The organism is Marichromatium sp. AB31, assembly GCF_003718685.1.
Lineage (GTDB): Bacteria > Pseudomonadota > Gammaproteobacteria > Chromatiales > Chromatiaceae > Marichromatium > Marichromatium gracile.
This window is the reverse complement of sequence record NZ_RHFI01000012.1, coordinates 76,274-98,979: the sequence shown is the minus strand read 5'-3', so window position 1 is coordinate 98,979 and position 22,706 is coordinate 76,274. Positions and strand designations below refer to the sequence as shown.

22 protein-coding genes are annotated in these 22,706 nt (G+C 68.0%); 18 read left to right on the top strand and 4 right to left on the bottom strand.

Annotation, left to right across the window (positions count from 1 at the left end; translation table 11 throughout):
• Window positions 1-15 precede the first annotated feature (15 nt).
• On the bottom strand, window positions 16-1,380 hold the full coding sequence (locus EBL84_RS10825; RefSeq protein ID WP_123140823.1) for a V-type ATP synthase subunit B: 1,365 nt from the start codon (window positions 1,378-1,380) through the stop codon (window positions 16-18).
• A 569-nt stretch (window positions 1,381-1,949) separates the two neighbouring features.
• Here EBL84_RS10825 and EBL84_RS10820 point away from each other — a divergent pair.
• A complete protein-coding gene (locus EBL84_RS10820) occupies window positions 1,950-4,805 on the top strand; it encodes a PAS domain-containing hybrid sensor histidine kinase/response regulator (protein WP_123140822.1) in 2,856 nt (951 codons plus the stop codon).
• A gap of 30 nt (window positions 4,806-4,835) precedes the next feature.
• Here the strand turns inward: EBL84_RS10820 and EBL84_RS10815 are convergent, their stop codons facing one another.
• Window positions 4,836-6,992, bottom strand: coding sequence for a VTT domain-containing protein (locus EBL84_RS10815; RefSeq protein WP_123140821.1), 2,157 nt, complete (start codon window positions 6,990-6,992; stop codon window positions 4,836-4,838).
• A gap of 7 nt (window positions 6,993-6,999) precedes the next feature.
• Entirely contained in the window at window positions 7,000-7,749 is a 750-nt protein-coding gene (locus EBL84_RS10810; protein WP_123140820.1) for an endonuclease/exonuclease/phosphatase family protein, read from the bottom strand.
• A gap of 124 nt (window positions 7,750-7,873) precedes the next feature.
• Between EBL84_RS10810 and EBL84_RS10805 the strand changes: the two genes are divergently transcribed.
• Window positions 7,874-8,218, top strand: a complete 345-nt coding sequence (locus EBL84_RS10805) for a hypothetical protein (RefSeq protein WP_123140819.1) — start codon at window positions 7,874-7,876, stop codon at window positions 8,216-8,218.
• Window positions 8,219-8,233: 15 nt separating this feature from the next.
• On the opposite strand, the gene EBL84_RS10800 is transcribed toward EBL84_RS10805, so the two are convergent.
• Window positions 8,234-8,518 (bottom strand): late competence development ComFB family protein, encoded by a 285-nt coding sequence (locus EBL84_RS10800; RefSeq protein ID WP_123140818.1) that lies wholly within the window; start codon window positions 8,516-8,518, stop codon window positions 8,234-8,236.
• Between the two features lie 159 nt (window positions 8,519-8,677).
• Between EBL84_RS10800 and EBL84_RS10795 the strand changes: the two genes are divergently transcribed.
• From EBL84_RS10795 to fliR, 16 genes are all read left to right on the top strand, one after another.
• Entirely contained in the window at window positions 8,678-9,214 is a 537-nt protein-coding gene (locus EBL84_RS10795) for a PilZ domain-containing protein (protein ID WP_123140817.1), read from the top strand.
• Window positions 9,215-9,422: 208 nt separating this feature from the next.
• A complete protein-coding gene (locus EBL84_RS10790) occupies window positions 9,423-10,808 on the top strand; it encodes a sigma-54-dependent Fis family transcriptional regulator (protein WP_123140816.1) in 1,386 nt (461 codons plus the stop codon).
• Between the two features lie 257 nt (window positions 10,809-11,065).
• Window positions 11,066-11,401, top strand: a complete 336-nt coding sequence (gene fliE, locus EBL84_RS10785; protein WP_123140831.1) for a flagellar hook-basal body complex protein FliE — start codon at window positions 11,066-11,068, stop codon at window positions 11,399-11,401.
• A 37-nt stretch (window positions 11,402-11,438) separates the two neighbouring features.
• Window positions 11,439-13,094, top strand: a complete 1,656-nt coding sequence (gene fliF / locus EBL84_RS10780) for a flagellar basal-body MS-ring/collar protein FliF (protein WP_123140815.1) — start codon at window positions 11,439-11,441, stop codon at window positions 13,092-13,094.
• Window positions 13,084-14,094, top strand: a complete 1,011-nt coding sequence (gene fliG / locus EBL84_RS10775; RefSeq protein WP_123140814.1) for a flagellar motor switch protein FliG — start codon at window positions 13,084-13,086, stop codon at window positions 14,092-14,094. The genes fliF and fliG overlap by 11 nt, the downstream gene beginning before the upstream one ends.
• Window positions 14,091-14,930, top strand: coding sequence for a FliH/SctL family protein (locus tag EBL84_RS10770; RefSeq protein WP_123140813.1), 840 nt, complete (start codon window positions 14,091-14,093; stop codon window positions 14,928-14,930). The genes fliG and EBL84_RS10770 overlap by 4 nt, the downstream gene beginning before the upstream one ends.
• Window positions 14,927-16,306 (top strand): flagellar protein export ATPase FliI, encoded by a 1,380-nt coding sequence (gene fliI, locus EBL84_RS10765; protein ID WP_123140812.1) that lies wholly within the window; start codon window positions 14,927-14,929, stop codon window positions 16,304-16,306. The genes EBL84_RS10770 and fliI overlap by 4 nt, the downstream gene beginning before the upstream one ends.
• Entirely contained in the window at window positions 16,303-16,740 is a 438-nt protein-coding gene (fliJ, locus tag EBL84_RS10760; RefSeq protein ID WP_123140811.1) for a flagellar export protein FliJ, read from the top strand. Before fliI ends, fliJ begins: the two co-directional genes overlap by 4 nt.
• A 71-nt stretch (window positions 16,741-16,811) precedes the next feature.
• Window positions 16,812-18,209: a flagellar hook-length control protein FliK gene (locus EBL84_RS10755; RefSeq protein WP_123140810.1), complete on the top strand. Its 1,398-nt coding sequence runs from the start codon at window positions 16,812-16,814 to the stop codon at window positions 18,207-18,209.
• Between the two features lie 261 nt (window positions 18,210-18,470).
• Window positions 18,471-19,013 (top strand): flagellar basal body-associated protein FliL, encoded by a 543-nt coding sequence (fliL, locus tag EBL84_RS10750; protein WP_123140809.1) that lies wholly within the window; start codon window positions 18,471-18,473, stop codon window positions 19,011-19,013.
• Window positions 19,014-19,029: 16 nt separating this feature from the next.
• Window positions 19,030-20,028: a flagellar motor switch protein FliM gene (gene fliM / locus EBL84_RS10745; protein ID WP_123140808.1), complete on the top strand. Its 999-nt coding sequence runs from the start codon at window positions 19,030-19,032 to the stop codon at window positions 20,026-20,028.
• On the top strand, window positions 20,025-20,480 hold the full coding sequence (fliN, locus tag EBL84_RS10740) for a flagellar motor switch protein FliN (RefSeq protein ID WP_190287937.1): 456 nt from the start codon (window positions 20,025-20,027) through the stop codon (window positions 20,478-20,480). Before fliM ends, fliN begins: the two co-directional genes overlap by 4 nt.
• Window positions 20,481-20,485: 5 nt before the next feature.
• On the top strand, window positions 20,486-20,905 hold the full coding sequence (fliO, locus tag EBL84_RS10735; RefSeq protein WP_223806996.1) for a flagellar biosynthetic protein FliO: 420 nt from the start codon (window positions 20,486-20,488) through the stop codon (window positions 20,903-20,905).
• Window positions 20,902-21,645 (top strand): flagellar type III secretion system pore protein FliP, encoded by a 744-nt coding sequence (gene fliP / locus EBL84_RS10730; RefSeq protein ID WP_123140805.1) that lies wholly within the window; start codon window positions 20,902-20,904, stop codon window positions 21,643-21,645. The genes fliO and fliP overlap by 4 nt, the downstream gene beginning before the upstream one ends.
• Before the next feature lie 10 nt (window positions 21,646-21,655).
• Entirely contained in the window at window positions 21,656-21,925 is a 270-nt protein-coding gene (gene fliQ, locus EBL84_RS10725) for a flagellar biosynthesis protein FliQ (protein WP_005224619.1), read from the top strand.
• A 7-nt stretch (window positions 21,926-21,932) separates the two neighbouring features.
• Window positions 21,933-22,706: a flagellar biosynthetic protein FliR gene (fliR, locus tag EBL84_RS10720; protein ID WP_123140804.1), complete on the top strand. Its 774-nt coding sequence runs from the start codon at window positions 21,933-21,935 to the stop codon at window positions 22,704-22,706.

Sequence of the window (22,706 nt, the reverse complement as noted above, 5' to 3'; positions counted from 1 at the left end):
GCCGCGCTCCCGGGGTCAGGCGACCGCGTCGTGCGGGTCGTCGAGGCGGGGGAAGTACTTGTCGATGAGCTGTTGCTTCATCAACAGGTCCGCGGGCTCGAAGCACTCGGCCAGGGTCTGCCAGCAGAGATCGAGCGCGGCCTCGAGCGGCAGGCTGACCTCGATGTTCATGAAGCGCTCGCGAAACAGCCGACCGAACCTGAGCAGGCGGTGGTCGAACTCGGAGAGTTCGAAGGCCATCGCCTGTTTCTGCTCGGCGTCGCGGGCGCCGGAGTAGAAGCGGATCATGGTGTTCATGATCTGGCCGTGGTCCTCGCGGGTGACCTTGCCAATGACATGCTGCTTGAGTCGCGAGAGTGAACCGAAGGGGTCGATGGCGCCGTCGTGCAGATAGAACTGCCCCTCGGTGATGTAGCCGGTATTGTCCGGGACCGGATGGGTGACGTCGTCGCCGGGCATGGTGGTGACCGAGAGGATGGTCAGTGAGCCGCCGTCCTTGTAGTCGGCGGCCTTCTCGTAGCGGCGCGCGAGCTGGGAGTAGAGGTCGCCCATGTAGCCTCGGTTCGAGGGGACAGACTCCATCGCGATACCGACCTCCTTCATGGCGTCGGCATAGGCGGTCATGTCGGTCAGGAGCACCAGCACCCGCTTGCCCTCCTCGACGGCGAAGCGCTCGGCCACCGCCAGCGCCATGTCCGGCACCAGCAGCCGCTCGACCACCGGGTCGGAGGCGAGGTTGACGAACATCACCGTGCGGGCGAACACCCCGGCATCCTCGAAGCGACGCAGGAAGTAGTGATAGTCGTCGAAGATCAGCCCGAGGCCACCGAACACCACGATGTCGGCGTCGGCCTGGATGCCGATGCGCGCGAGCAGCTGGTTGTAAGGCTCACCGGCGACCGAGAAGATGGGGATCTTCTGGCTCTCGACCAACGAGTTGAAGACGTCGATCATCGGCACGTCGGTGCGGATCATCTTCGAGGCGAGCAGTCGGCGCGCGGGGTTGGCCGGCGGACCACCGATGTCGAGCTTGGGGTCCTGGGAGAGGTCGGGGGCGGTGTCGAGGGGCTCGCCGTCGCCACGGAATACCCGCCCGAGGATGTTGGCCGAGTAGGTGACCTGCATCGGGTGCCCGAGGAAGCGTACCGAGGCCTCGGTGGAGAGCCCCTTGGTGCCGGCGAAGACCTGCAGCGAGACCAGGTCGCGGTCGATGCGGATGGCGCGCGCCAGCGAGCTGAAGCCACCGGGGTCCTCGACCAGCGCCAGATCGTCGAAGGCGACACGGGTCTGAGTGTTGCCGCCGCGGCTCGGGACCCTCACCTTGAGGATGTCTCCGACGATCTCGACGACCTTGGAGTAGCGAACCAGGGTTTGGGTCACCTTGAGGGTCTCCGTGCTGGTCTGGCGCGGGGCGGATGCCTCGGGCCTGCTCTCAGTCGATGGTATCAGCTGCGTCTCGATGGCTCCAGTTGACAATGGTCTGGTCGGTGCTCGAACGGTGGCCCTGTGGGGCGTTGCCGACGGTCATCCGGCGGTCGTGTTTTCCTCGTCGAAACATGCGATTGTAGACCTCCGGGCCGATTCCCCAGACCTGCTGTCGGGGGTGTTCGGGCAGACGAATGGCGCCTCCCCAGGCTTGACAAGCACGGCGCTGGCCGCCAGAAACAGGTGAGCGACCCCGGCCCCTCGGGCCGGATGTAACGAAGGGGTCTGACTTTAAGGATGGCCAAGGCGCATGCTGCCGAGAGACCACGGCGGGTGCGCTGTCACGGAGGGCGCGTCACGCGTTGATCGGGGTGGGCGAGATCGCCAGCGTGTGACGTGGGGCAAGTCGTCGGAGACGAACATCACGTTGACGACCCGGGCGTGCGCGACACCTCCTGCCCGTCGTGACTGGCGGCAGGCGCGCGAGTCTTGCAACAACGGATCGAGCGATTTCCGACAAGTCCATGGCATGGCTTTTCCGACTTGGCGAGCGTGGGGCCGGTAAGGCCGCGAACGCCGAGGCCTTTTTCGAGAACCTGGTGCGCCAGCTCCCCGATCCCACCTGGGTCAAGGATCTGGATGGCCGCTATCTGTATTGCAATCCCGCCTTCGAGCAGCATTTCGGCATCGCCGCCGAGCAGGTGATCGGGTGCACCGAGGCCGACCTGTTTCCGCCGTCCTTTGCCGCCGCGCTCGGCGAGCAGGCCGCGGCGGTGCTCGGTGACGGGGGCGAGTCGCGCCGCGACCAGCGTCTCGAGCGTCCCGGTGGCGGTGAGTCGCGCTGGTTCGAGATCAGCTGTGCGCCGCTGTGCGATGAGCAGGGGCGGCGGTTCGCGCTGCTCGGCAGTGCGCGCGATGTCACCGAGCGTCGCCGCGCCGCCGAGGCGGCCTGGGATACCGAAACCCGGTTCCACGCCTTGTTCGAGCAGGTCGAGGCGATCTCGGTGCAGGGCTATGATCGCAACCGTCGGGTGATCTACTGGAACCCGGCAAGCGAGGTGCTCTACGGCTACCGCCCGGCCGAGGCGCTCGGCGTCAAGCTCGAGGACCTGATCATTCCCGACGCGCTGCGTCACTATGTGATCAGCGCGGTCGACTCCTGGGTCCACGGTGCCCCGGTCCCGCCGGCCGGGGAGATGACCCTGCGTCGCGCCGATGGCTCGCCGGCGCACGTCTTCTCCAGTCACGTGATGTTGCGCGGCCCGGACGGCGAGCCGCAGATGTATTGCGTCGACATCGACCTGAGCGAGCGCAAGGCCGCCGAGGAACATATCCGCAAGCTCTCCCTGGCGATCGAGCAGAGCCCGGAGAGCATCGCCATCACCGACCCCGATGGCACCATCGAGTATGTCAACGAGGCCTTCGTGCACAACAGCGGCTATGCCCGCGAGGCGCTGATCGGCGCCAACCCGCGCATCCTGCAGTCGGGGCGCACGCCGCGCTCGACCTATCGCGACCTCTGGGCGACGCTGGCCCGTGGCGAGGTGTGGCGCGGCGAGTTCGTCAACCGTCGTCAGGATGGCAGCGAATACATCGAGATGGCGGTGATCGCGCCGATCCGTCAACCCGACGGGCGCATCACCCACTATGTCGCGGTCAAGGAGGACGTCACCGAGAAGAAGCGCATCGCCGAGGAGCTCGAGCGCTATCGCGATCATCTCGAGGAGCTGGTCGCGGCGCGCACCCGTCAGCTCTCCGAGGCGCGTGAGCGCGCCGAGGAGGCCAGCCGGGCCAAGAGCGCCTTCCTCGCCAACATGAGTCACGAGATCCGCTCGCCGATGAACGCCATCCTCGGGCTGACCTATCTGCTCGGGCGCGAGATGGCAACGCCGCAGCAACGTGCCACCCTGGCCAAGATCAAGGGGGCGGCCAACCACCTGCTGTCGATCATCAACGACATCCTCGACGTCTCCAAGATCGAGGCGGGCAAGCTCACGCTGGAGACCCATGACTTCGCCATCGCCGAGCTGTTCAACCAGGTCGAGGCGTTGGTCCAGGCGCAGGCCGCGGCCAAGGGGCTGGCACTCGACTGCGAGGCCGAAGGGCTGCCGGCGGTGCTCCATGGCGACAGTACGCGACTGCGCCAGGCGTTGCTCAACTATCTGGGCAATGCGATCAAGTTCACCCACGAGGGCCGCATCCTGCTGCGTGCCGAGGTCCTCGAGACCCGTGGCAGACGCCTGTTGATCCGTTTTGCCGTCACCGATACCGGGATCGGCATCGAGCCCGCCGATCTCAAGCAGCTGTTCCAGCCCTTCACCCAGGTCGACAATTCCGCCACCCGTCGCTATTCGGGCAGTGGGCTGGGGTTGGCGATCACTCGCCGGCTGGCCTTGATGATGGGAGGCCAGACCGGGGTCGAGAGCGTTTCCGGCAAGGGCAGCACCTTCTGGTTCACCGCCTGGCTCGGTCAGGCCGAGAACCAGGATCCGATCGAACTCGGTGTGCCACGCGAGGAAGGGGATGCCGCGGCGCATCTGAGCGAACGCCATCGTGGTGCCCGGGTGCTGCTGGTGGAAGACAACCAGGTCAACCAGGAGGTCGCCGCCGAGATCCTCAAGGATGTCGGGCTGGAGGTCGACGTCGCCGACAATGGCCGCGAGGCGGTGACCATGGCGCGGCGGGTTCACTATGATTTGGTCCTGATGGATCTGCAGATGCCCGAGATGGACGGACTCGAGGCCACCCGGCGGTTGCGCCGGTTGCCCGGCTGGGAGGAGCGACCGATCATCGCGATGACCGCCAATGCCTATGATGACGACCGGCGCCGTTGCGAGGCGGCGGGGATGAACGGTCATGTCTCCAAGCCGGTCGACCCCCAGACCCTCTATGCCACCCTGCTCGACTGGCTCTCGCGCACCATGACCGAGACACCGAGCGCGCCCCCATCGGGCGCCGTCGCTGCGGGCGCTGTGGTGCTGGAGCAGGGGGACGAACAGGTCGCCACCGGCGACGTCCTGGAGCGGCTCGCCCAGCTCGGTCATGTCGATCTGAGCTTCGCCCTCAGGAGCCTGCATGGCAAGCGCGAGGTCTATACGCGACTGGTCGGCATGTACGCGGAGCATCATCGCGAGGATCTCGCCAAGCTACGCCGGGCGTTGCAGTCGGGTGATCGCGATCAGGCGCGGCGGCTCGCACATGCATTGAGCGGTGTCGCCGGGACCCTGGGGTTCGTCGAGCTACAGCGGTTGTGCCGCACCCTCGATGTCGCGCTGCGCGATGAGACCGAGATCGAGATACTCGAGGTGTCGCTGGCGCGCGCCGAGGTCCTCCAGGGACAGCTGCTGGCGGCGATCGCCACCGACCCCGGGCGCGGCTGAGCTCGGTCGGAACACTGTCGCGGCGAGCGCTCAGCGTTGCTCGACGAACACCGTCAGCAGGCGTCGGGCGAGCAGGGTCAGCCCGACGATCAGCGCCAGTGCCAGGGTGAGCAGCAGGAACTGCTCGGGACCGGCGCGGCGCAGCAACGCCATCAACCCCTCGGCGAACACCGCCATCGTCGCCACCCCGGGCAGCATCCCGATCAGGGTGCCGATGGCGTAGTCACGCAGGCGGATGTGCGAGGCCCCGGCGAGCAGGTTGAGCAGGGTGAAGGGGGCGACCGGGACGATGCGCACGGCGATGATGGTGAGGATGCCGCGCCGTGCCAGGCGCTCGCTGAGGCGGTGGATGCGTCCGCCGGCGAGCCGGTTGACGGCGGGTCGACCGAGATAGGCACCGAGCCCGTAGGCCGCCAGCGCCGCGAGCAGCGAGCCGAGCAGGGCATAGCTGGCCCCGGCCAGGGGGCCGTAGACCAGCGCGGTGACCAGGATCAGCAGGGTCACCGGGATCGCCAGCAGACTGCCGACGACGAAACCCGCGAGCAACAGCGCCGGCCCCCAGGGGGCGTGGAGCTGATCGGTCAGTTGCTCGGCGAGCTGCTGCGGATCGAGTGATTCGCCCAGGCCGCTCCAGCGCCAGAGGATCGCCAGCGCGGCGAGCAGCACGACCAGCGCGATCCCGAATCTGAGTCGGCGCCGCGCGTGCGGCAGATGACGACGCCCGAGCACGGCGTCGCCGACATCGAGGACGTTGAGTGGGCGCTTGGGGTCGATCAGCCGCTCGTCGGGGAGCTGGCGTTCCCACTCCGGGTCGACGGCGCCCTCCAGCGGGGTCAGGGTCTTGCGCCCCGGAGGGGCGTCGGCGCGGATCGCTTCGATTGCCCCGATCAGTCCGCCGGCCTCCCGTTCGGCGCTTGCCAGGTGTTGCGGCTCGCAGTCGAGCAGGTTGCCGATGAGTTCGCGGCGCAGCGCGGCGATGCGTGCCCGTCCCTCCTCGTCGGTGACCTCGAGACAGAGGTCGCACTCAGTATCCAACCCCATCGATCGATTGCTGAGATTGGCCGATCCGACCCGCAACCAGCGGTCGTCGACGATCGCCAGCTTGGCGTGGACCATCAGGCAGCCGCTCTCGAGGCCGGGGACCTCGGGGTGGTAGACGCGCAGTCGAGCGTGCCGATCGGCCTCGCGCAGGCGCTCGAGCTGGCGGGCGCGAAGTATGTCCATGGTGTGCTGTTCGAGCCAGGCGCCGGTCTCGCGCGGCAGCACGATCACCACCTCCGGGCCGTGCGCCTCGCCGAGGCGTTCGCACAGCGCGCTGCACAGGGTGGTCGAGGTCAGGTACTGGTTCTCGAGATAGATCAGCCGCTCGGCGCGTGCGAACAACGCCAGATAGAGCTGCTCGACCTCGCGCACCTCCCGCTCCGGTGCCTGGTCGTCGCGCGCCGGTTGCTGCGGCTGGGTGCGGGCGATGGCGCAGGGTTGGTCGCGCAGCAGCGCAGCGACCCCTTCGGGCCAGGGATCGTGTACCGGTGGTGGGCTCGGCGCGGGCGTCTCCTCGCCGCAGCGCGCCCAGCGCGCGCGCGCCAGCTCGGCGAGTGCGCCGGCGCTCTCGCCGTCGACCATCAATTGCAGGTCGTGGAAGGGCGGGTAGGGCTTGCCGTCGGGATCGCGTCGGCGGGCATCCTCGGCCTGGTGCGCGCTGCTGTCCCAGCGCCACTTGCCGAGGTCGAAGCCGCCGCAGAAGGCCAGTGCGTCGTCGATGACCACCAGCTTCTGGTGGTGACTGGCCGCCAGCGGATGATTGTCATCGAGGGCGAAGTGCAGGCGAGGGTGCTGGCGCCAGGGGTGGATGCCGAAGAGCAGCGGTTCACGCTCGAGCGCGTAGATCGGCGCATAGTCCCAAAGCAGGATCCAGGCCTCGAGCCCGGGGGTGCGTTCGAGCAGGGCATGGAGCAGCTCGCCGAGTCGGGTCGGCAGCCCGTCGCCGGGGTCCTCGCGCACCAGCTCGAGCTGACTGTGCAGGTCCCAGCCGAGGATCAGGATGCGATGCCGGGCATTGATCAGTGCCCGACGCAGGGTGGCGAAGTAGCGTTCGCCATCGATCAGTGGAGCCAGACGGCGGGTGCCGGTGATCTGCCAGCAGGTCTCGCCGGGTACCAGCAATGGGTTGGGCGTGTGACGTTCCATCGGGGGGTCATCCTGTTCGGGTGGCGCGCGGCAGCGCCAGTTCTGCGTAGAGCGGCAGGTGGTCGGAGGCGATGCGGGCCCGTGGGTCGCGGCTGCGTTCGAGTCGCTGCAACAGTCCCGCCGGTCGGGTCCAGACGCGATCGAGCGCGAGCAGTGGCCAGGCGGCGGGGAAGCTGGCGAGCCTCGGGGTGGGCCCGAGCAGCCGGGAGAGCTGGCGTTCGGTGCGCGCCAGCGGCCACCAGGTGTTGAAGTCGCCCAGTACCACCAGGGGGGCGGGTGAGTCGCTGATCCAGGGGCGCAGGCGTTCGACCTGGCGGCGTCGCTCCCGGGTCTTCAGCCCGAGATGGGTGGCGAGACAGCGCAGCGGGGTGCCGTGCGCGGTGCGCAGGTCGGCGACGATGGCTCCGCGCGGCTCGCGCCGGCGTTCGCTGAGGTCAAGACAGGTGAGTGCGATGACCGGCAGCCGGGTGAGCAGGGCGTTGCCGTAGTGGCGATCGTGGGTGAGGATGGTCGGACCGGGAATGGCGTGATAGTCGCCGAGTTGCGCCAGCTCGTGCATCTGTGCCGAGGGCGCGTGTGCTGTCGGGGTCGAGTCGACCTCCTGGAGTGCGATCAGGTCGGCATCGAGCGCGCGCAGCACCGTGGCAATGCGTCCGAGGTCGCGGCGACCGTCGCGGCCGATCCCGCCGTGGATATTGTAGGTGACCACGCGCAGCTGCTGGCGCGGGTCCTGGTCGGCCATCATGTTCCATGACATGGCTGCCGCGTGGCGTGATTCAACCGCGGCCACGTCGTCCCCGGGCCGGTTCCCCTATACTGTGGGCAGACGAAAAGGATGTCGCAAGGCGTGTTGGTTCAGCGTCAGCGCAGGAGTGAGCACCATGATCGATGTCCCGGTTTCGGTTCCCTTCGTCCCCACCGGTGCGCGTCCGAGCATGTCGGAGCGGCTTGGGCTCGGGCGGGTGGCCACGCGCCCCGAGTCGACACGTCCGGTCAACGATCCCGAGGCGGTCGGCCCGCGCCGCCCGAGCGACGAACAGGCGCGCGACGGCGCAGTGCTGGGTGGCGAGATCGGCGCCCGCGTCCGTCTCGCACTCGAGGCCGGCGAGCACACCGCCGAACCCGCCTCCACGACCTCGCAGACGAGCGGGGAGGCGCGCTTGAGCGCGGCGCTGGATCCCGGGCCGGCGGCGCCGACGCGCGGGTCGTTCGACGCCGAGGCCTGAGCCTCGCTGTCGGGGTCAGTCTTCCTCGTGGGGCCGCGGTGTGCGGCGGCGGCGGGTGGTCTCGAAGGCGAAGGCCACGGCGTCGGCGACCTCCTCGGCCATGCGCGAGCGTTCCTCATCGCTCTGGTGCGAGGCGAAGTCGATGCTGTGGCGTACGTAGCGCGGCGGCAGATAATTGAGCGCGACACAGGCGAGATCGTCAAAGTAGTCTGCGTCGAAGGCTTCGCCGCGCTCGGCGAGCAGCTCGCTGATACGCGCGGCGACCAGGCGTTCATAGTGATTCTCGATGCTGGAGAGCATGACGGTCGACTCCGGTTCTGCCTATCGGGATGGCGCCGGCCCCGGGGTGGGCACGATGCGCCATGGGTCGGCGCTATCTTAGCCGAAGCCTCGCGATCTCGACCATGACGCAGGGCGTGTCGTCCAGCAAGTCCCGAGTTCGATCCCAAAGGAGCGAAGATGCACGATCGACACGGCTCGACCGATGCCGCCATTCCCGCCGCATGGCGGGGCGTGCTGGGCGACGGCCTGGCCATCACCCTGGTGCTGGCGCTGGCGCCGAGCCGTCGCCCCCCGACCCCGGCGGAGTCGGGGGTTCGGCTGCTCGATGCCATCGCGATGCTCGAAGACGGTGGCCGTGGCGGGCGCGACGAGACGCCCTCGCTGGAGCTGCAGCGACTCGAGGCGAAGGTCGACCTGCTGATGCAGCTGCTCTCGACCTGGATGCAGGCGCAACTCCCGGCGCCGGTGAGCGCGACCCTGAGTGCCGAGGGGGTGGTGTTGCCCGCCGCGCTGCTCGATACTGCCGATGATCGGCTCGAGCTCTACCCCTCGACAGCCTTCGCCCAGCCGCTGGTGCTCGGGCTCGAGACGGTCTGCGAACTCGATGGTGCGATGGGCGCGCGCTGGCGGTTCAGTGATGACGGGCTGCGCGAGGCGCTGGGGCGTTGGGTGTTTCGGATGCACCGGCGCGCAGTGGCGCGGGCGCGGCGATAGCGCGCCTTCGGTCGCACCATGGGGTCTGCGTGCTTGACAGTGGCCGACGCGGACGTTAGAAACTCGTCGCTCCATCAAGAATCGCGATGCGCCCTCTCCGGAGCAAACAGCAAGCCGGTTCGGCGGCCGTCTGCTCGCCTTCCGCGTGTCGCGGGCGCGAGTGTCACGAGCGCGGGGCTGCGTTCACCGCGGAAGGATTGCGTTTACGATGCCGAGCGAGGGCAACCCATTTGAGCAACGCGTGCGGATCGGTGTGTTCGGTGATCAGCCGGCGCGCGACAGGACCGGACACATCCTGGAGTTCCTCGGCTGCGAGGTGCAGCCACTCGAGGCCCTCGACGAACTCGACACGATGTCACTCGCAGCACTCTGGCTGTGCGCGCCGGGGGCGCGTCTGGCCGAGCAGCTCGAGCGTGTCCGTCCACCCTCCCTGCCACTGATCTGTCAGCCGCTCGACGGTGCCCGCGAGGCGCTGCCCGGGCATGTCTGTGTGGTCGACGAGCCGCCTGTTGTCGGGCGGGTGCTGGCGGTGTTGCAGTGGTTACGGGCGGACGCGACCGATGCCGTCGAGACGTCCGGGATCGAGGGCCTGGTCGGCGCCCATCCGATCATGCGTGGGGTCAAGCGCGCCATCACCCAGGTCGCCAACAGCGATGCCACGGTGCTCATCCTCGGCGAGACCGGCTCCGGCAAGGAGGTGGTGGCGCGCGCGATCCATGCCGCCTCGTCGCGGTGCGACAAGCCCTTCGTCGCCGTCAACTGTGGCGCCATCCCGCCCGACCTGCTCGAGAGCGAGCTGTTCGGTCACGAGAAGGGGGCCTTCACCGGGGCCTTCACCGCTCGCACCGGGCGCTTCGAGCTCGCCGCCGATGGCGTGCTGTTTCTCGACGAGATCGGCGACATGCCGCTGCCGATGCAGGTCAAGTTGTTGCGCGTGCTCGAGGAGCGAACCTTCGAGCGGGTCGGCTCCAACAAGCCGATCCAGGCCCAGGCGCGGATCATCTCGGCCACTCATCGAGACCTCCAGGAGGCGGTTGATGCCGGCGCCTTTCGCCAGGATCTGTTCTTTCGTCTCAACGTCTTTCCCATCGAGTTGCCGGCGCTGCGCGAACGGCGCAGCGACATCCCGCTGCTGATCGGCGCGCTCGAGGAGCGCTTGCGCGCGCAGTCGGTGGAGACCGCGCGGCTGACCCCGGCGGTCATCGCCTATCTCGCGCAGCTGCCCTGGCCGGGCAATGTGCGCGAACTCTCCAATCTGCTCGAGCAGTTGGCGATCCTCTATCCGGGGGAGCCGGTGGACCTGGCGCAGCTGCCGCCGCGCTTTCGCCCCGAGGCGGCCGCCGAGGTGCTTGAGGGGTTGCCCCCGGCCCCGGTCGCCGCCCCGGCGCTCCCCGGAGGGTGCGAGGAAGGCGCCCTGCCGCCTGAGGGGGTGGAGTTGCGCGGCTATCTCAACGAGCTCGAGCGCCGCATGATCGTCACCGCCCTGGAACAGAACGATCAGGTGGTGGCGCGTGCCGCGCGACGTCTGGGCATGCGTCGCACCACCCTGGTCGAGCGCATGCGCAAGTTCGGCCTGGGGCGCGGCGGCGACTAGCAAAGCCCCCCCGGCCGAGCGGGAGACCGAGATTGGCCGTCAAGAATTCGACGTCCTGTCGGTGATGATGCTGCTCGTCATCTGCGCCCGGGGTTGCGCAATCCTGCCGCAGCCCTTGTCCGTCAGGCCCTGCCGCCATGCCTGAGGTTTTTGGCACTTAATTTGCAATATCCCAATCGTGTCCAAGGGTCGGGTACGCCGCTGCACCTGCGTATCCAACCGGATTACGTGGATTGAAGAGATGGGAGATTGTGAACGTGAGTGACATGCAGATCCAGAACGTCTTGCAGCAGATGCGCGCGCTCTCGCAGTCGGGACGGGTCGAGGGGAGCATGCCTGCGACGCAGCAGCCGACGGCGCCGAGCGAGGGCGGTGAATTCGCCACCGCGCTGCGCGATTCGTTGCGCTCGGTCAATGCGTTGCAGCAGGAGGCCAAGCAGGTGCAGACCCGTTTCGAGCTCGGTGAGGCCAATACCAGTCTGCCGCAGGTGATGGTGGCGATGAACAAGTCGAGTCTCGCCTTCGAGGCGACCAATCAGGTGCGCAACCGGCTGTTGTCGGCGTACCAGGAAGTCATGAGCATGCAGGTCTGAGCGCTGACGGCGCGCAGATCCACGGAGAGATTCATCCATGGCGTCTTCGCTGACAGCCGCCTTTTCTACTGGAATCAAGACCTTCAACGAACTGCCGGTGGGTCGGCAGATCGCGTTGCTGGGGATGATCGCCGGTGGTCTGGTGGTGGCTGGCGCCATCCTCTACTGGGCGATGCGCCCGACCTATGCGCCGCTGTTCTCGCGGATGGAGAATGCCGAGGCGGCCGAGGTGGTTCAGGCGCTCGATCAGCTCGGCGTGGCCTACCGCATCGATGAACTCTCCGGACGGATCGAGATCCCCCAGGCCCAGATCGCCCAGACCCGATTATTGCTCGCCGGTCAGGGGCTGCCACGCGCCTCGGACTTCGGCTTCGAGCTGCTGCAGGAGGACATGGGATTCGGCGCCAGTCGCTTGATGGAAGGAGCGCGCCATCAGCGTGCGCTCGAAGGCGAGCTGGCGCGCTCGATCGCGGCGCTCGATCCGGTGGAGAGTGCGCGGGTTCATCTCGCGCTGCCCGAGCGCTCGGTGTTCGTGCGCGAGCGCAAGCCGGCGAGCGCTTCGGTGGTGGTCCATCTGCGCGGCACCCGGGCCTTGAACGACACCCAGGTCGCAGCCATCGTTCATCTGGTGTCCTCGAGCATCCCGGCGCTCGATCCCGAGCAGGTCACCGTGGTTGACCAGCACGGTCGGCTGCTCACCAGCAACGACGACGAGATGGGGTTGTCGACCTCGGCCGACCAGCTCGACTACATCCGCCGTCTCGAGAGCAGCTATGTCGATCGGGTGATGACCCTGCTGGTGCCGATCATCGGGCGCGACGGGGTGCGGGTGCAGGTGGCCGCGGACATCGATTTCTCCCGCGTCGAGCGCACCCAGGAGTCGTTCGATCCCGAGCGCACCGCGGTGCGCTCCGAGCAGCTCAGCGAGCAGGAGCGCGTCGGCAGCGACCCGGCGATCGGCGGCATCCCCGGCGCCTTGACCAACCAGCCGCCGGCCGGTGGCGCCGTCGGCGCGGCGCCGGTGGCCGACCCGATGATGCCGAGCAGTCGCAGCATGCAGAAGACGCGCAACTACGAGATCGATCGCGCGATCTCGCACGTGCGCGAGATGCCGGGCAATATCCGCCGGCTGTCGACGGCGGTGGTGGTCGACTATCGCGAGGAGCTCAACGAGGAAGGCGAGGTGGTGCGGGTGCCGCGCACGGAGGAGGAGCTGGCGAGCATTCGCGCGCTGGTGCGTGAGGCGGTGGGGTTCGACGATGCGCGCAATGATTCGCTCAACGTGATCACCGCCTCGTTCACGCCCGCCGACACCACCGACGCCGAGCCGGTCTGGACCCAGCCGTGGTTCCTCGAGCTGGCCAAGATCGGCGCCGGGCTGATCCTCGCGCTGATGGTACTCTTGACCATCGTGCGTCCGGCGGTACGTCAGCTCGCGCCGCCGTCCGCCGACGAGGCTGCCGCCGCGCTCGAGGACCAGTCGGGCGAGGGCGGTGGGGCCGGCGGCGAGGGCGAGCTCGGCGAGGATACCGTGGCGATCACCCAGCAGAGCGCGGCGATCGCCGCGCTCACCGGGCCGAAGGACGGGGATCAGCAGCAGGTCGATCTCGAGGCGGTGCGCGAGCTGGTCAAAGAGGATCCGAAACGCGTGGCACAGGTGATGAAGAGCTGGCTGAACGAAGATGGCAACTGATCCGTCCAAGCGCCCCGGCCCCGAGCAGGTGGCAATCTTCCTGATGAGCATCGGTGAGGGGCCAGCCGCCGAGGTGCTCAAGCACATGGGACCGAAGGAGGTGCAGAAGATCGGCACCGCCATGGCCTCGCTCGAGCGGGTCTCGCGCACCGATATCGACTATGTGCTGAAACGTTTCTCGGAGACGGCCATGGAGCACACCTCGCTCGGCATCGGCGCCGAGGACTATGTGCGCTCGGTGCTCAACTCCGCGCTCGGCGAGGACAAGGCCTCGGGGCTGATCGACCGCATCCTGCTCGGTCGCAACTCCAAGGGGCTCGAGGCGCTCAAGTGGCTCGATCCGCGCGCCATCGCCGAGATGATCCGTCACGAACACCCGCAGATCGTCGCCATCGTGCTCTCGCACCTCGACGCCGACCAGGCCGCCGAGACCCTCTCCTATCTCCCCGACCGGATGCAGTCGGATATCGTGCTGCGCATCGCCACCCTCGACGGCGTCCAGCCCGCAGCGCTCCACGAGCTCGACGAGATCCTCGAGCGCCAGCTCTCGGGCAAGAACACCGCCAAGTCCTCGATGGTCGGCGGGGTCAAGACCGCCGCCGACATCCTCAACTTCATGGACGCCTCGCAGAGCGCCAACGTGATGTCCGGGGTCACCCAGGTCGACGAGGACCTCGGCGAACGCATCCAGGAGCTGATGTTCGTCTTCGAGAGCCTGGTCGACGTCGACGATCGCGGTATCCAGACCCTGCTGCGCGAGATCTCCACCGACTCGCTGGTGCTTGCGCTCAAGGGCGCCGATGACGCGCTCAAGGACAAGATCTTCAAGAACATGTCCAAGCGCGCCGCCGAGATGCTGCGCGAGGACCTCGAGGCCAAGGGGCCGGTGCGGTTGAGCGACGTCGAGGGGGCGCAGAAGGAGATCCTTGCCGTGGCGCGTCGACTCTCCGAGAGCGGTGACATCGTTCTCGGCGGGGCCGGCGGGGAGCAGATGGTGTGAGCGGCTCCGGATCTTCGGTGCTCTATGCCGACCTGCTCGACGGGCCGGTGCAACGCTGGCAGCCGCCGGATGTCGGCGCGCCGCCGCCCGCGCCCGAACCCGAGCCCGAACCCGAGGTCGAGCCCGAACCCGAGCGTTATCTGCCGACCGCCGCCGAGATCGAGGCGATCGAGCAGGCCGCGCGTGATGCCGGTTACGAGGCCGGTTTCGAATCCGGCTACAAGGAGGGGCGCGAACTCGGCCAGGGTGAGGCGGAGAAGGAGGGCCGGGCGCGCTACGACAAGAAGGTACGCGAGACGGTCGAAGCCCTCGAGGGCGTGGCCCGCGATCTCGCCGATCCCCTGGCCGCCGCCGCCGATGCGCTCGAGCCCGAGCTGCTGGCGCTGGTGGTGGCGATGGCGCGACGGGTGGTGATGGCCGAGCTCGAGCAGCACCCGGAACACGTCGCCCGGGTGCTCGGCAGTGCGCTCGGGCAGCTGCCCTCGCGCAATCGCGAGATCCGCGTGCGCATCAACCCCGAGGACGCGGAGATCCTCGAGGCCTATGCCCGTGACCGTGACGAGCGCATCAGCTGGCGCCCGGACCCGGGTGTCGCCCGTGGCGGGTGCACCATCGAGAGTGGCCCGAGTCGGATCGACGCCACCCTCGAGGAGCGGTTGCGTCAGAGTGTCGAGGCGCTCTGGGGGGAGGTCGAACCGGCGCCTGACGAGCCAGTGGTCGACGGCGCCGAGTCCTTGTCGCCGGCGGCTTCGGTGGATGCTGCCGTTACCGACGTTGACGCTGCGCCGGAGACGGGAGACGTCGCACTGGCCGATGAAGAGGTCGAGCAGCGATGAGCGAGCTGATCGATGGACTGCGCGAGCAGGGCACCCGCGATCTGGTCAGCGGGTTGCGCGAACGCCTGGCACAATCGGGGCGGCGCATCGACAAGGTGGCGCCGCCCCAGCCCGAGGGGCAGCTCTCGCGGATGGTCGGACTGACCCTCGAGGCCGAGGGGATCCGGCTACCGGTCGGCGGGCGCGCGGCCATCCATACCGCCAGCGGTGGTCGGGTCTCGGCCGAGGTGGTCGGCTTCCAGGGCGAGCGCACCTTCCTGATGCCCGAGGGGCGGATCGAGGGACTGGTGCCGGGGGCGCGGATCGAGCCGCTCGACCAGCAGCGGCGCATCGCCGTCGGGCCGCAGTTGTTGGGGCGGGTGATCGACGCCAACGGTGAGCCGCTCGACGGCGCCGGGCCGCTGCGCGCGCAGCAAGAGATGCCGATCGACGGGCGCCCGATCAATCCGCTCACCCGCGACCCGATCCGCACCCAGCTCGATGTCGGCGTGCGCACCCTCAATGGACTGCTCACCGTCGGTCGCGGTCAGCGCCTCGGGCTGTTCGCCGGCAGTGGCGTGGGCAAGAGCGTGCTCTTGGGGATGATGACCCGGTTCACCGCCGCCGACGTCATCGTCGTCGGGCTGATCGGCGAGCGCGGTCGCGAGGTCAACGAGTTCATCCACGACATCCTCGACGACGAGTCGCGCCGGCGCACCGTGGTGGTGGCGGTGCCGGCCGACCAGTCGCCGCTGCTGCGTCAGCACGGCGCGCTGGTGGCGACCACGGTGGCCGAGTACTTCCGCGACCAGGGGCTCGACGTGCTGTTGCTGATGGACTCGCTGACGCGTTTTGCCCAGGGCGCGCGCGAGATCTCCATGGCCATCGGCGAGCCACCGGCGACCAAGGGCTACTCGGCCTCGGTGTTCGCGCGCCTGCCCGCGCTGGTCGAGCGCGCCGGCAACGGTGACAAGGGCGGCGGCTCGATCACCGCCTTCTACACCGTGCTCGCCGAGGGCGACGACCAGAACGACCCGATCGTCGACGCCGCGCGCGGTATCCTCGACGGGCACGTGGTGCTCTCGCGCGAGATCGCCCAGAGCGGGCGCTATCCGGCGATCGACGTCGGCGCCTCGGTCTCGCGGGTGATGAGCGCGCTGATCAGCCCCGAACACGAACAGGCGGCGCGGCGCTTTCGCGGCATGATGGCCACCTATGCCGCCAACCGCGACCTGATCGCCGTCGGCGCCTATCGCAAGGGCACCGATCCCCAGCTCGACGAGGCGGTGGCGATGTACCCGCGTCTCGAGGCCTATCTCGCCCAGCAGCGCAGCGAGTGCGTGACCTTCGAGGAGGCCCGCGACAGCCTGATCGCGCTGATGCGGGGTGGGCCGTGAGCGCCGGCATCCGTCGTTTCAAGCGCCTGCTGCGCATCCGCGAGGCGCAGGAGAACGAGGCCGCGGTGGGGCTCGCCGCGCGGCTCGACACCCTCAACCAGGTCGAGGCCCAGCGCGAGCAGCTCGAGCGCTATCTCAACGACTATCTGAACGCCCTGGTGCCGGAGGATGTCAACATGCTCAAGCAGTTGGCGCGGATGCGCGATCAGCTGCGCGAGGCCCTCGATCAGCAGGAGCTGCGTGTCGATGCCGCTCAGGCACAGGTCGATCAGGCCCGTGCGTTCTGGCTCGAGCGCCATCAGGCGAGCCTGTCGCTGGACAAGCTGATCGAGCGACGTCGTGAACAGGAGGCGCTCCAGGAGGGGCGTCGCCAGCAGCGCGAACAGGACATGTGGGCGACCCGGCGCGCCTTCGATCAGCGTCACCAGGAATGAGGCCCGCTGATGCGACAGGCGCCTAGCCGGGGCGGTGCAAGCCCCCTTCATCAATAGCGAGGATCGCGGTCATGCAAGCGCAAACAGCTCAGTTACAGCCATATGGCCTGTTGCAGCTGCTCTCCGGCGCCACGGCCGGGGCGGCGGCGGTTGATCCCGCGGGGGAGGGCGGCGCCTTCACCGAGGCGCTCGAGGGCCAGCTGCGCGAACTGCTCTCGGGCTGGGGCGTCGACCTCGAAGAACTCGACTCCGAGTTGCAGGGGGCCGAGACCCCGGATGAGGCGCTCGCCTCGCTGGTCGCCTTGCTCCAGCAACTCCCCGCCGAGCTGCCGAGCGCTGTCGTCCCGAGCGGGGGCGTGGTCGCGCCCGCACTCCCGGGCAGCGGGCCGAGCACGGGGGAGGCCGTGGTGCTCGCCGCGTTGCAGCAACTTCCGCTCGGACAGGGCCGGGCGCTTGGCGCGCGGCTGCCCGGTGAGGAGATGGCGGGGCGCGGCGAGGCCCTGCTCAACGCATTGCAGGCCCAGCTCGATGCCGCGACCACCGATGGTGCCGACGATCTGGTGGCGCGGCTGCGGGGGTTGCTGCGAGGCGAGACGAGCAGCGTCGAGCTCTCGGCGGCGGAGCGTGCAAGCCTGACGGCGCTGCTCCAGCAACAGGGGGGTGGGGCGTCGACCGAGGACGGACTCGAGACGCTGGCGCCGGTCCTGCGGTCGTTGTTGCAGTCGGTGACGACGGACGGCAGCGATGCCGATCCCGAGGCCTTGCTCAGGGGGGCGGTGAGGTCGGGCGAGGGTGCTGATCTTGCGGCCCTGTCGTTGTCGCCGGGGCTGACGCGTGCGCTCCAGCCGGAGATCGACGGCAGTCGTGAATTCTCGCGCGAGGCGTTGTTCGAGCTGCTGCAGCGCTGGGGCGGTCATGATGGCGCCTCGGTTGTCGAGCAGGAGCGAGACCAGGACTCGCGGCTTGCGGTGTCGGCGCCGACCGGCACCGGCGCGACGACTCAGCCGGCGGGCGCCGAGACCAGTCGCCCGCTGGTGCTCGATTTCCAGCAGCTACTGCGCCCGGGGGGCGAGCGTGCGCTGGTCGAGCGCATGCAGTGGCTGGCTCGCGCCGGAGAGGATGCGGCCGAGATCAAGCTGCACCCGCCGAGCCTGGGGGCGCTCGAGGTACGGGTGGCGATGGAGGGCGACAAGGCCAATGTGCAGTTCTTCGCCGCCAACCCAGTCGCCCGCGAGGTGCTCGAGGCGGCATTGCCGCGGCTGCGCGACTCGCTGGCCCAGGAGGGGATGTCGCTCGGCGAGGTGACCATTGCCGACCAGCCGCCGCAGCAACAGGATCGCGGTTCCCAGGCCGATCGTGACGGTGGCGCCGGTCGTGGCGAGGGTGGTGGCGATCCGGGAGAGACCGGCGAGCCCTTGACCCACAGCACCCTCGGCGCCCTGTCGCAACGGCTCGATCTGTTCGTCTGATCGCGGCGTTACCGTCCTCCCGGCCGAGCGCCGTTCCCGCCTCCCTACGTCCAGTCATCGGGCTTTGATAGACTGCTCCGATGTGCGGGCGCGCGGCCTGGTCTGGTGCCGCGTCGTGCGTCCGGCGCGTGCCCGAGGCTCGACGCTCCAGTGGTGTCAATATCCTGACGCGCCTGGTCGTCTCCGCTATCGCGGCATGATCCGCTCCACGGATGGAGTCAATCCGCATCCCGCGCGGATGCCAGTCAATTCGGGTGAACCATGGCGAAGAACAAGAAGGCCGAGACCGACGAGGCCGCGAAACCGTCGGGTAAGTGGAAGCTGATCATCCTGATCCTGCTGGTGGTGCTGGTCCTCGCCGGCGGTGGGGGAGCGGCCTATTTCTTCCTGATGGGCGGCGATGATCCCGAGGCCGAGGGTGAGGAGGCGGCCGAGCAGGGCACCGAGATGGTCGCGCCCGGCGCCGCAGCGCCGGCGGCTCCGCTGGGACCGATGATCTACCGTCCGCTCGACTCGATGACGGTCAATCTGTCGGCCGAGGGGCCGGTACGCTTCCTCCGTGTCGGGGTAACGGTGATGACCCGTGACGAGGCGGTGGCGGCCGCCATCGAGAAGCACATGCCGATGATCCGCAACGACTTCCTGGCTCATCTGGCGGCGCAGGACTATGCCCAGCTCAACACCCCTGAGGGCAAGGACGCGTTGCGTGCGGCGCTCACCGAGATGCTCAGCGCGGCGCTGATCAAGGTCGGCGAGCCGGCACGGATCGAGGGCGTCCTGTTCACCGATCTGGTGATGCAGTAACAGAGGACAGGCGGCGATGGCCCAGCAGACCGACATCCTCAGTCAGGACGAGATCGATGCGCTGTTGCATGGTGTCGACAGCGGGGATATCGATACCGAGGACAACCCCTATCCGGCCGATGGCCAGATCCGGCCCTTCAATCTCGCCAGCGAGGAGCGCATCGTGCGTGGGCGAATGCCCACGCTCGACATGATCAACGAGCGCTTCGCCCGCTATCTGCGCGTGCACCTGTTCAACCTGTTGCGTCGCTCCTCGGAGATCTCGGTGGTCGGCACCAAGGTCACCAAGTTCTCCGAGTACATCCACTCGCTCTACGTCCCCACCAGCCTCAACCTGGTGCGGGTGACGCCGCTGCACGGCACCGCGTTGTTCGTCTTCGACCCGCGGCTGGTGTTCACCCTGGTCGACAACTTCTTCGGCGGCGACGGGCGCTATTACTCGCGCATCGAGGGCCGTGACTTCACCCCGATGGAGCTGCGCGTCATCCAGAACCTGCTCCATGCCGCCTTCGACGACATGAAGAAGGCCTGGGAGCCGGTGATGGACCTGACCTTCGAGTACGTCAACTCGGAGGTCAATCCGCAGTTCGCCAACATCGTCAGTCCCACCGAGATCGTGGTGATCAACGATTTCCACATCGAACTCGAGGGCGGCGGCGGCAACCTCCACGTGACCCTGCCCTACTCGATGATCGAGCCGATCCGCGAGCTGCTCGACACCGGTCTGCAGTCCGACCGCTCCGGGGTCGACGAGCGTTGGTTGCACGCGCTCCAGGAGGAGGTGCAGATCGCCGAGGTGGAGATCTTCTCGATGCTCACCGAGGCGACCTTGACGGTGCGCGAACTGCTCGATGTCCGCCCCGGCGACATCATCCCGGTCGAGCTGCCGGAGACCGTGGTGCTCAACGTCGAGGATATCCCGACATTTCGGGGCAAGTTCGGCACCTCGAACGGCAACAACGCCATCAAGATCACTGAATTCCTGCAAGGGAGCAAGGAGACGACGACGCCATGAGTCCGGAGAAAGGCAAGGGCCAGGACGATGCCGCGCTGGCCGACGACTGGGCGGCGGCACTCGAGGAGCAGAAGGAGTCCGATACCCCGCCGCAGACGACGCCGGGTGGGGCCATCCATGAGTTCGGCGCCGGTTCGCCACAGCCGATGACGCCGGAGGACTTCACCGACAATCAGACGCCGCCGTCGGACAACGTCAACCTCAACATGATCCTCGACGTGCCGGTGACCATCTCGATGGAGATCGGCCGGGCCAAGATCCCGATCCGCAACCTGCTCCAGCTCAATCAGGGCTCGGTGGTGGAGCTCGACCGGCTGGCCGGTGCGCCGCTCGACGTCCTGGTCAATGGCACGCTCATTGCTCATGGTGAAGTCGTGGTGGTCAACGAGAAGTTCGGTATCCGTCTGACCGACGTCATCAGTCCCAGCGAGCGTGTGCGAAAACTCAAATGAGATCAATGCGGTCGAGCTCGACGCCAATCCTCGTCGGCATCCTGGCGCTGCTCCCGGGGGCGGCCTGGTGCGCCGATGTCGAGCTGACCAGCGCCGGATATCTGGCGCAGCTCTTCGGCGCGCTGGTGCTGGTGATCGCCGCCATCCTCGGCCTGGCCTGGCTGCTGCGCCGGCTGCCCGGCGGGGTGGGGCGGGCCGCTGACCAGCCGATCTCGATCCTCGCGGTACGCGCCATCGGTGCGCGCGACCGACTGCTGCTGGTCCAGGTCGGCGAGGAGCAGCTGCTGATCGCCGCCGGCGCCACCGGCATGCGTACCCTGCACCGGCTGCGCAAGCCGGTGAGCGTCGCGCCGCCGGAGAACGGTGGCGGGGTCGATTTCGCCACGCTGCTCAAGCAGAGTCTGGGTCGGCGGGGGCGGTCGTGAGCGCGCGTCACTGGTTGTTGCTCGCGTTGCTGTTGCTGCCGGGGCTCGCCCTGGGGCAGCCGGGGGGGCTTGCTGCGGTGACCGTCACCGATGGCGCCGACGGTGGGCAGACCTACTCGGTCACCCTCCAGGTGCTGCTGTTGATGACGCTGCTGACGCTGTTGCCGTCGGTGCTGATCATGATGACCTCCTTCACCCGCATCATCGTGGTGCTGGCGTTGTTGCGCCAGGGGCTGGGGACCACCCAGACGCCCTCCAACCAGGTGCTCCTCGGGCTGGCGCTGTTTCTCACCCTGTTCATCATGGCGCCGGTGTTCCAGGAGGTCTACGACACCGCGGTCAAGCCCTACATGGACGAGGAGATCAGCACCGAGGCGGCGATCGGTCAGGCGGTGGAGCCGCTGCGGCGCTTCATGATCGCCCAGACCCGCGAGACCGACCTGGCGATGTTCGCCGAGATCCGCGGCATCGACGGTTTCGACTCGCCCGAGGCGATCCCCTTGAGCATGCTGGTGCCGGCCTTCGTCACCAGCGAACTCAAGACCGCCTTCCAGATCGGCTTCCTCATCCTGATCCCCTTCCTGATCATCGATCTGGTGGTGGCCAGCGTGCTGATGTCGATGGGCATGATGATGCTCTCGCCGCTGATCATCTCGTTGCCGTTCAAGATCATGCTGTTCGTGCTGATCGACGGCTGGCCGCTGCTGATGGGCACCCTGGCGCAGAGTTTCTACAGTTGAGGATGATGCTATGACTCCCGAAATGGTGATCGACGTCGGCAAGGACGCGGGCATGGTCGTGGTGCTGCTCTCGGCCCCGGCGCTGCTGACCGCGCTCGCCGTCGGTTTGGCGATCGGGATGATCCAGGCCGCCACCCAGATCCAGGAGATGACGCTGACCTTCATCCCCAAGCTGCTCGGCATGGGGGTGGCGCTGCTGTTCACCGGCCACTGGATGCTGGCGCTGGTCACCGACTACACCATCAGGCTTTATCACAGCATCCCCGAGCTGATCGGCTGAACCGCGGATGGTGATCTCGTTCGACACCCTGCTCGACTGGGTGGGGATGTTCGTCTGGCCCTTTGTGCGCATCAGCGCCATGCTGCTGGTCGCGCCGATCTTCGGCGCCCGGACCGTCAACGCCCGTGTCCGGCTGTCGCTGGGCTTGTTGCTGGCGATCCTGGTCGCACCCCTGTTGCCACCGTTTCCCGCCATCGATCCACTCAGCATGGAGGGGTTGGTGGTCGCCCTCCAGCAGGTGCTGATCGGTGTCATGATGGGCTTTGTCGCCCAGCTGGTCTTCGCCGCCGTGACCCTGGCCGGCGAGAGCATTGCCTTGTCGATGGGATTGGGCTTCGCCTCGGTGATCGACCCCGCCGGCGGGGTACAGGTGCCGATGGTGTCGCAGTACTTCGTGATCCTCACCACGCTCTTGTTCCTCGCCTTCGATGCCCATCTGGTGTTGCTCCAGCTGATGACCCTGAGCTTCGAGGTGATGCCGGTGGGGATGCAGGGGCTGGTTGCCGAGGACTTCTGGCGCATCGCCGGGTTCGGTACCACCATGTTCGCCGGCGCCTTGCTGATCGCGCTGCCGGCGGTGGCCTCGTTGTTGCTGGTCAATCTCGCCATGGGCGTGGTCACCCGTGCCGCGCCTCAGCTCAACATCTTCGCGGTCGGTTTCCCGGTGACCCTGCTGATGGGGTTCGTGCTCATCATACTGATCCTGCCGGGGCTGCCGGCGCGGATCGGGGATCTGCTCACCGCCGCTTTCCTGCTGATCCAGCGGCTGCTCGGGGTGTGA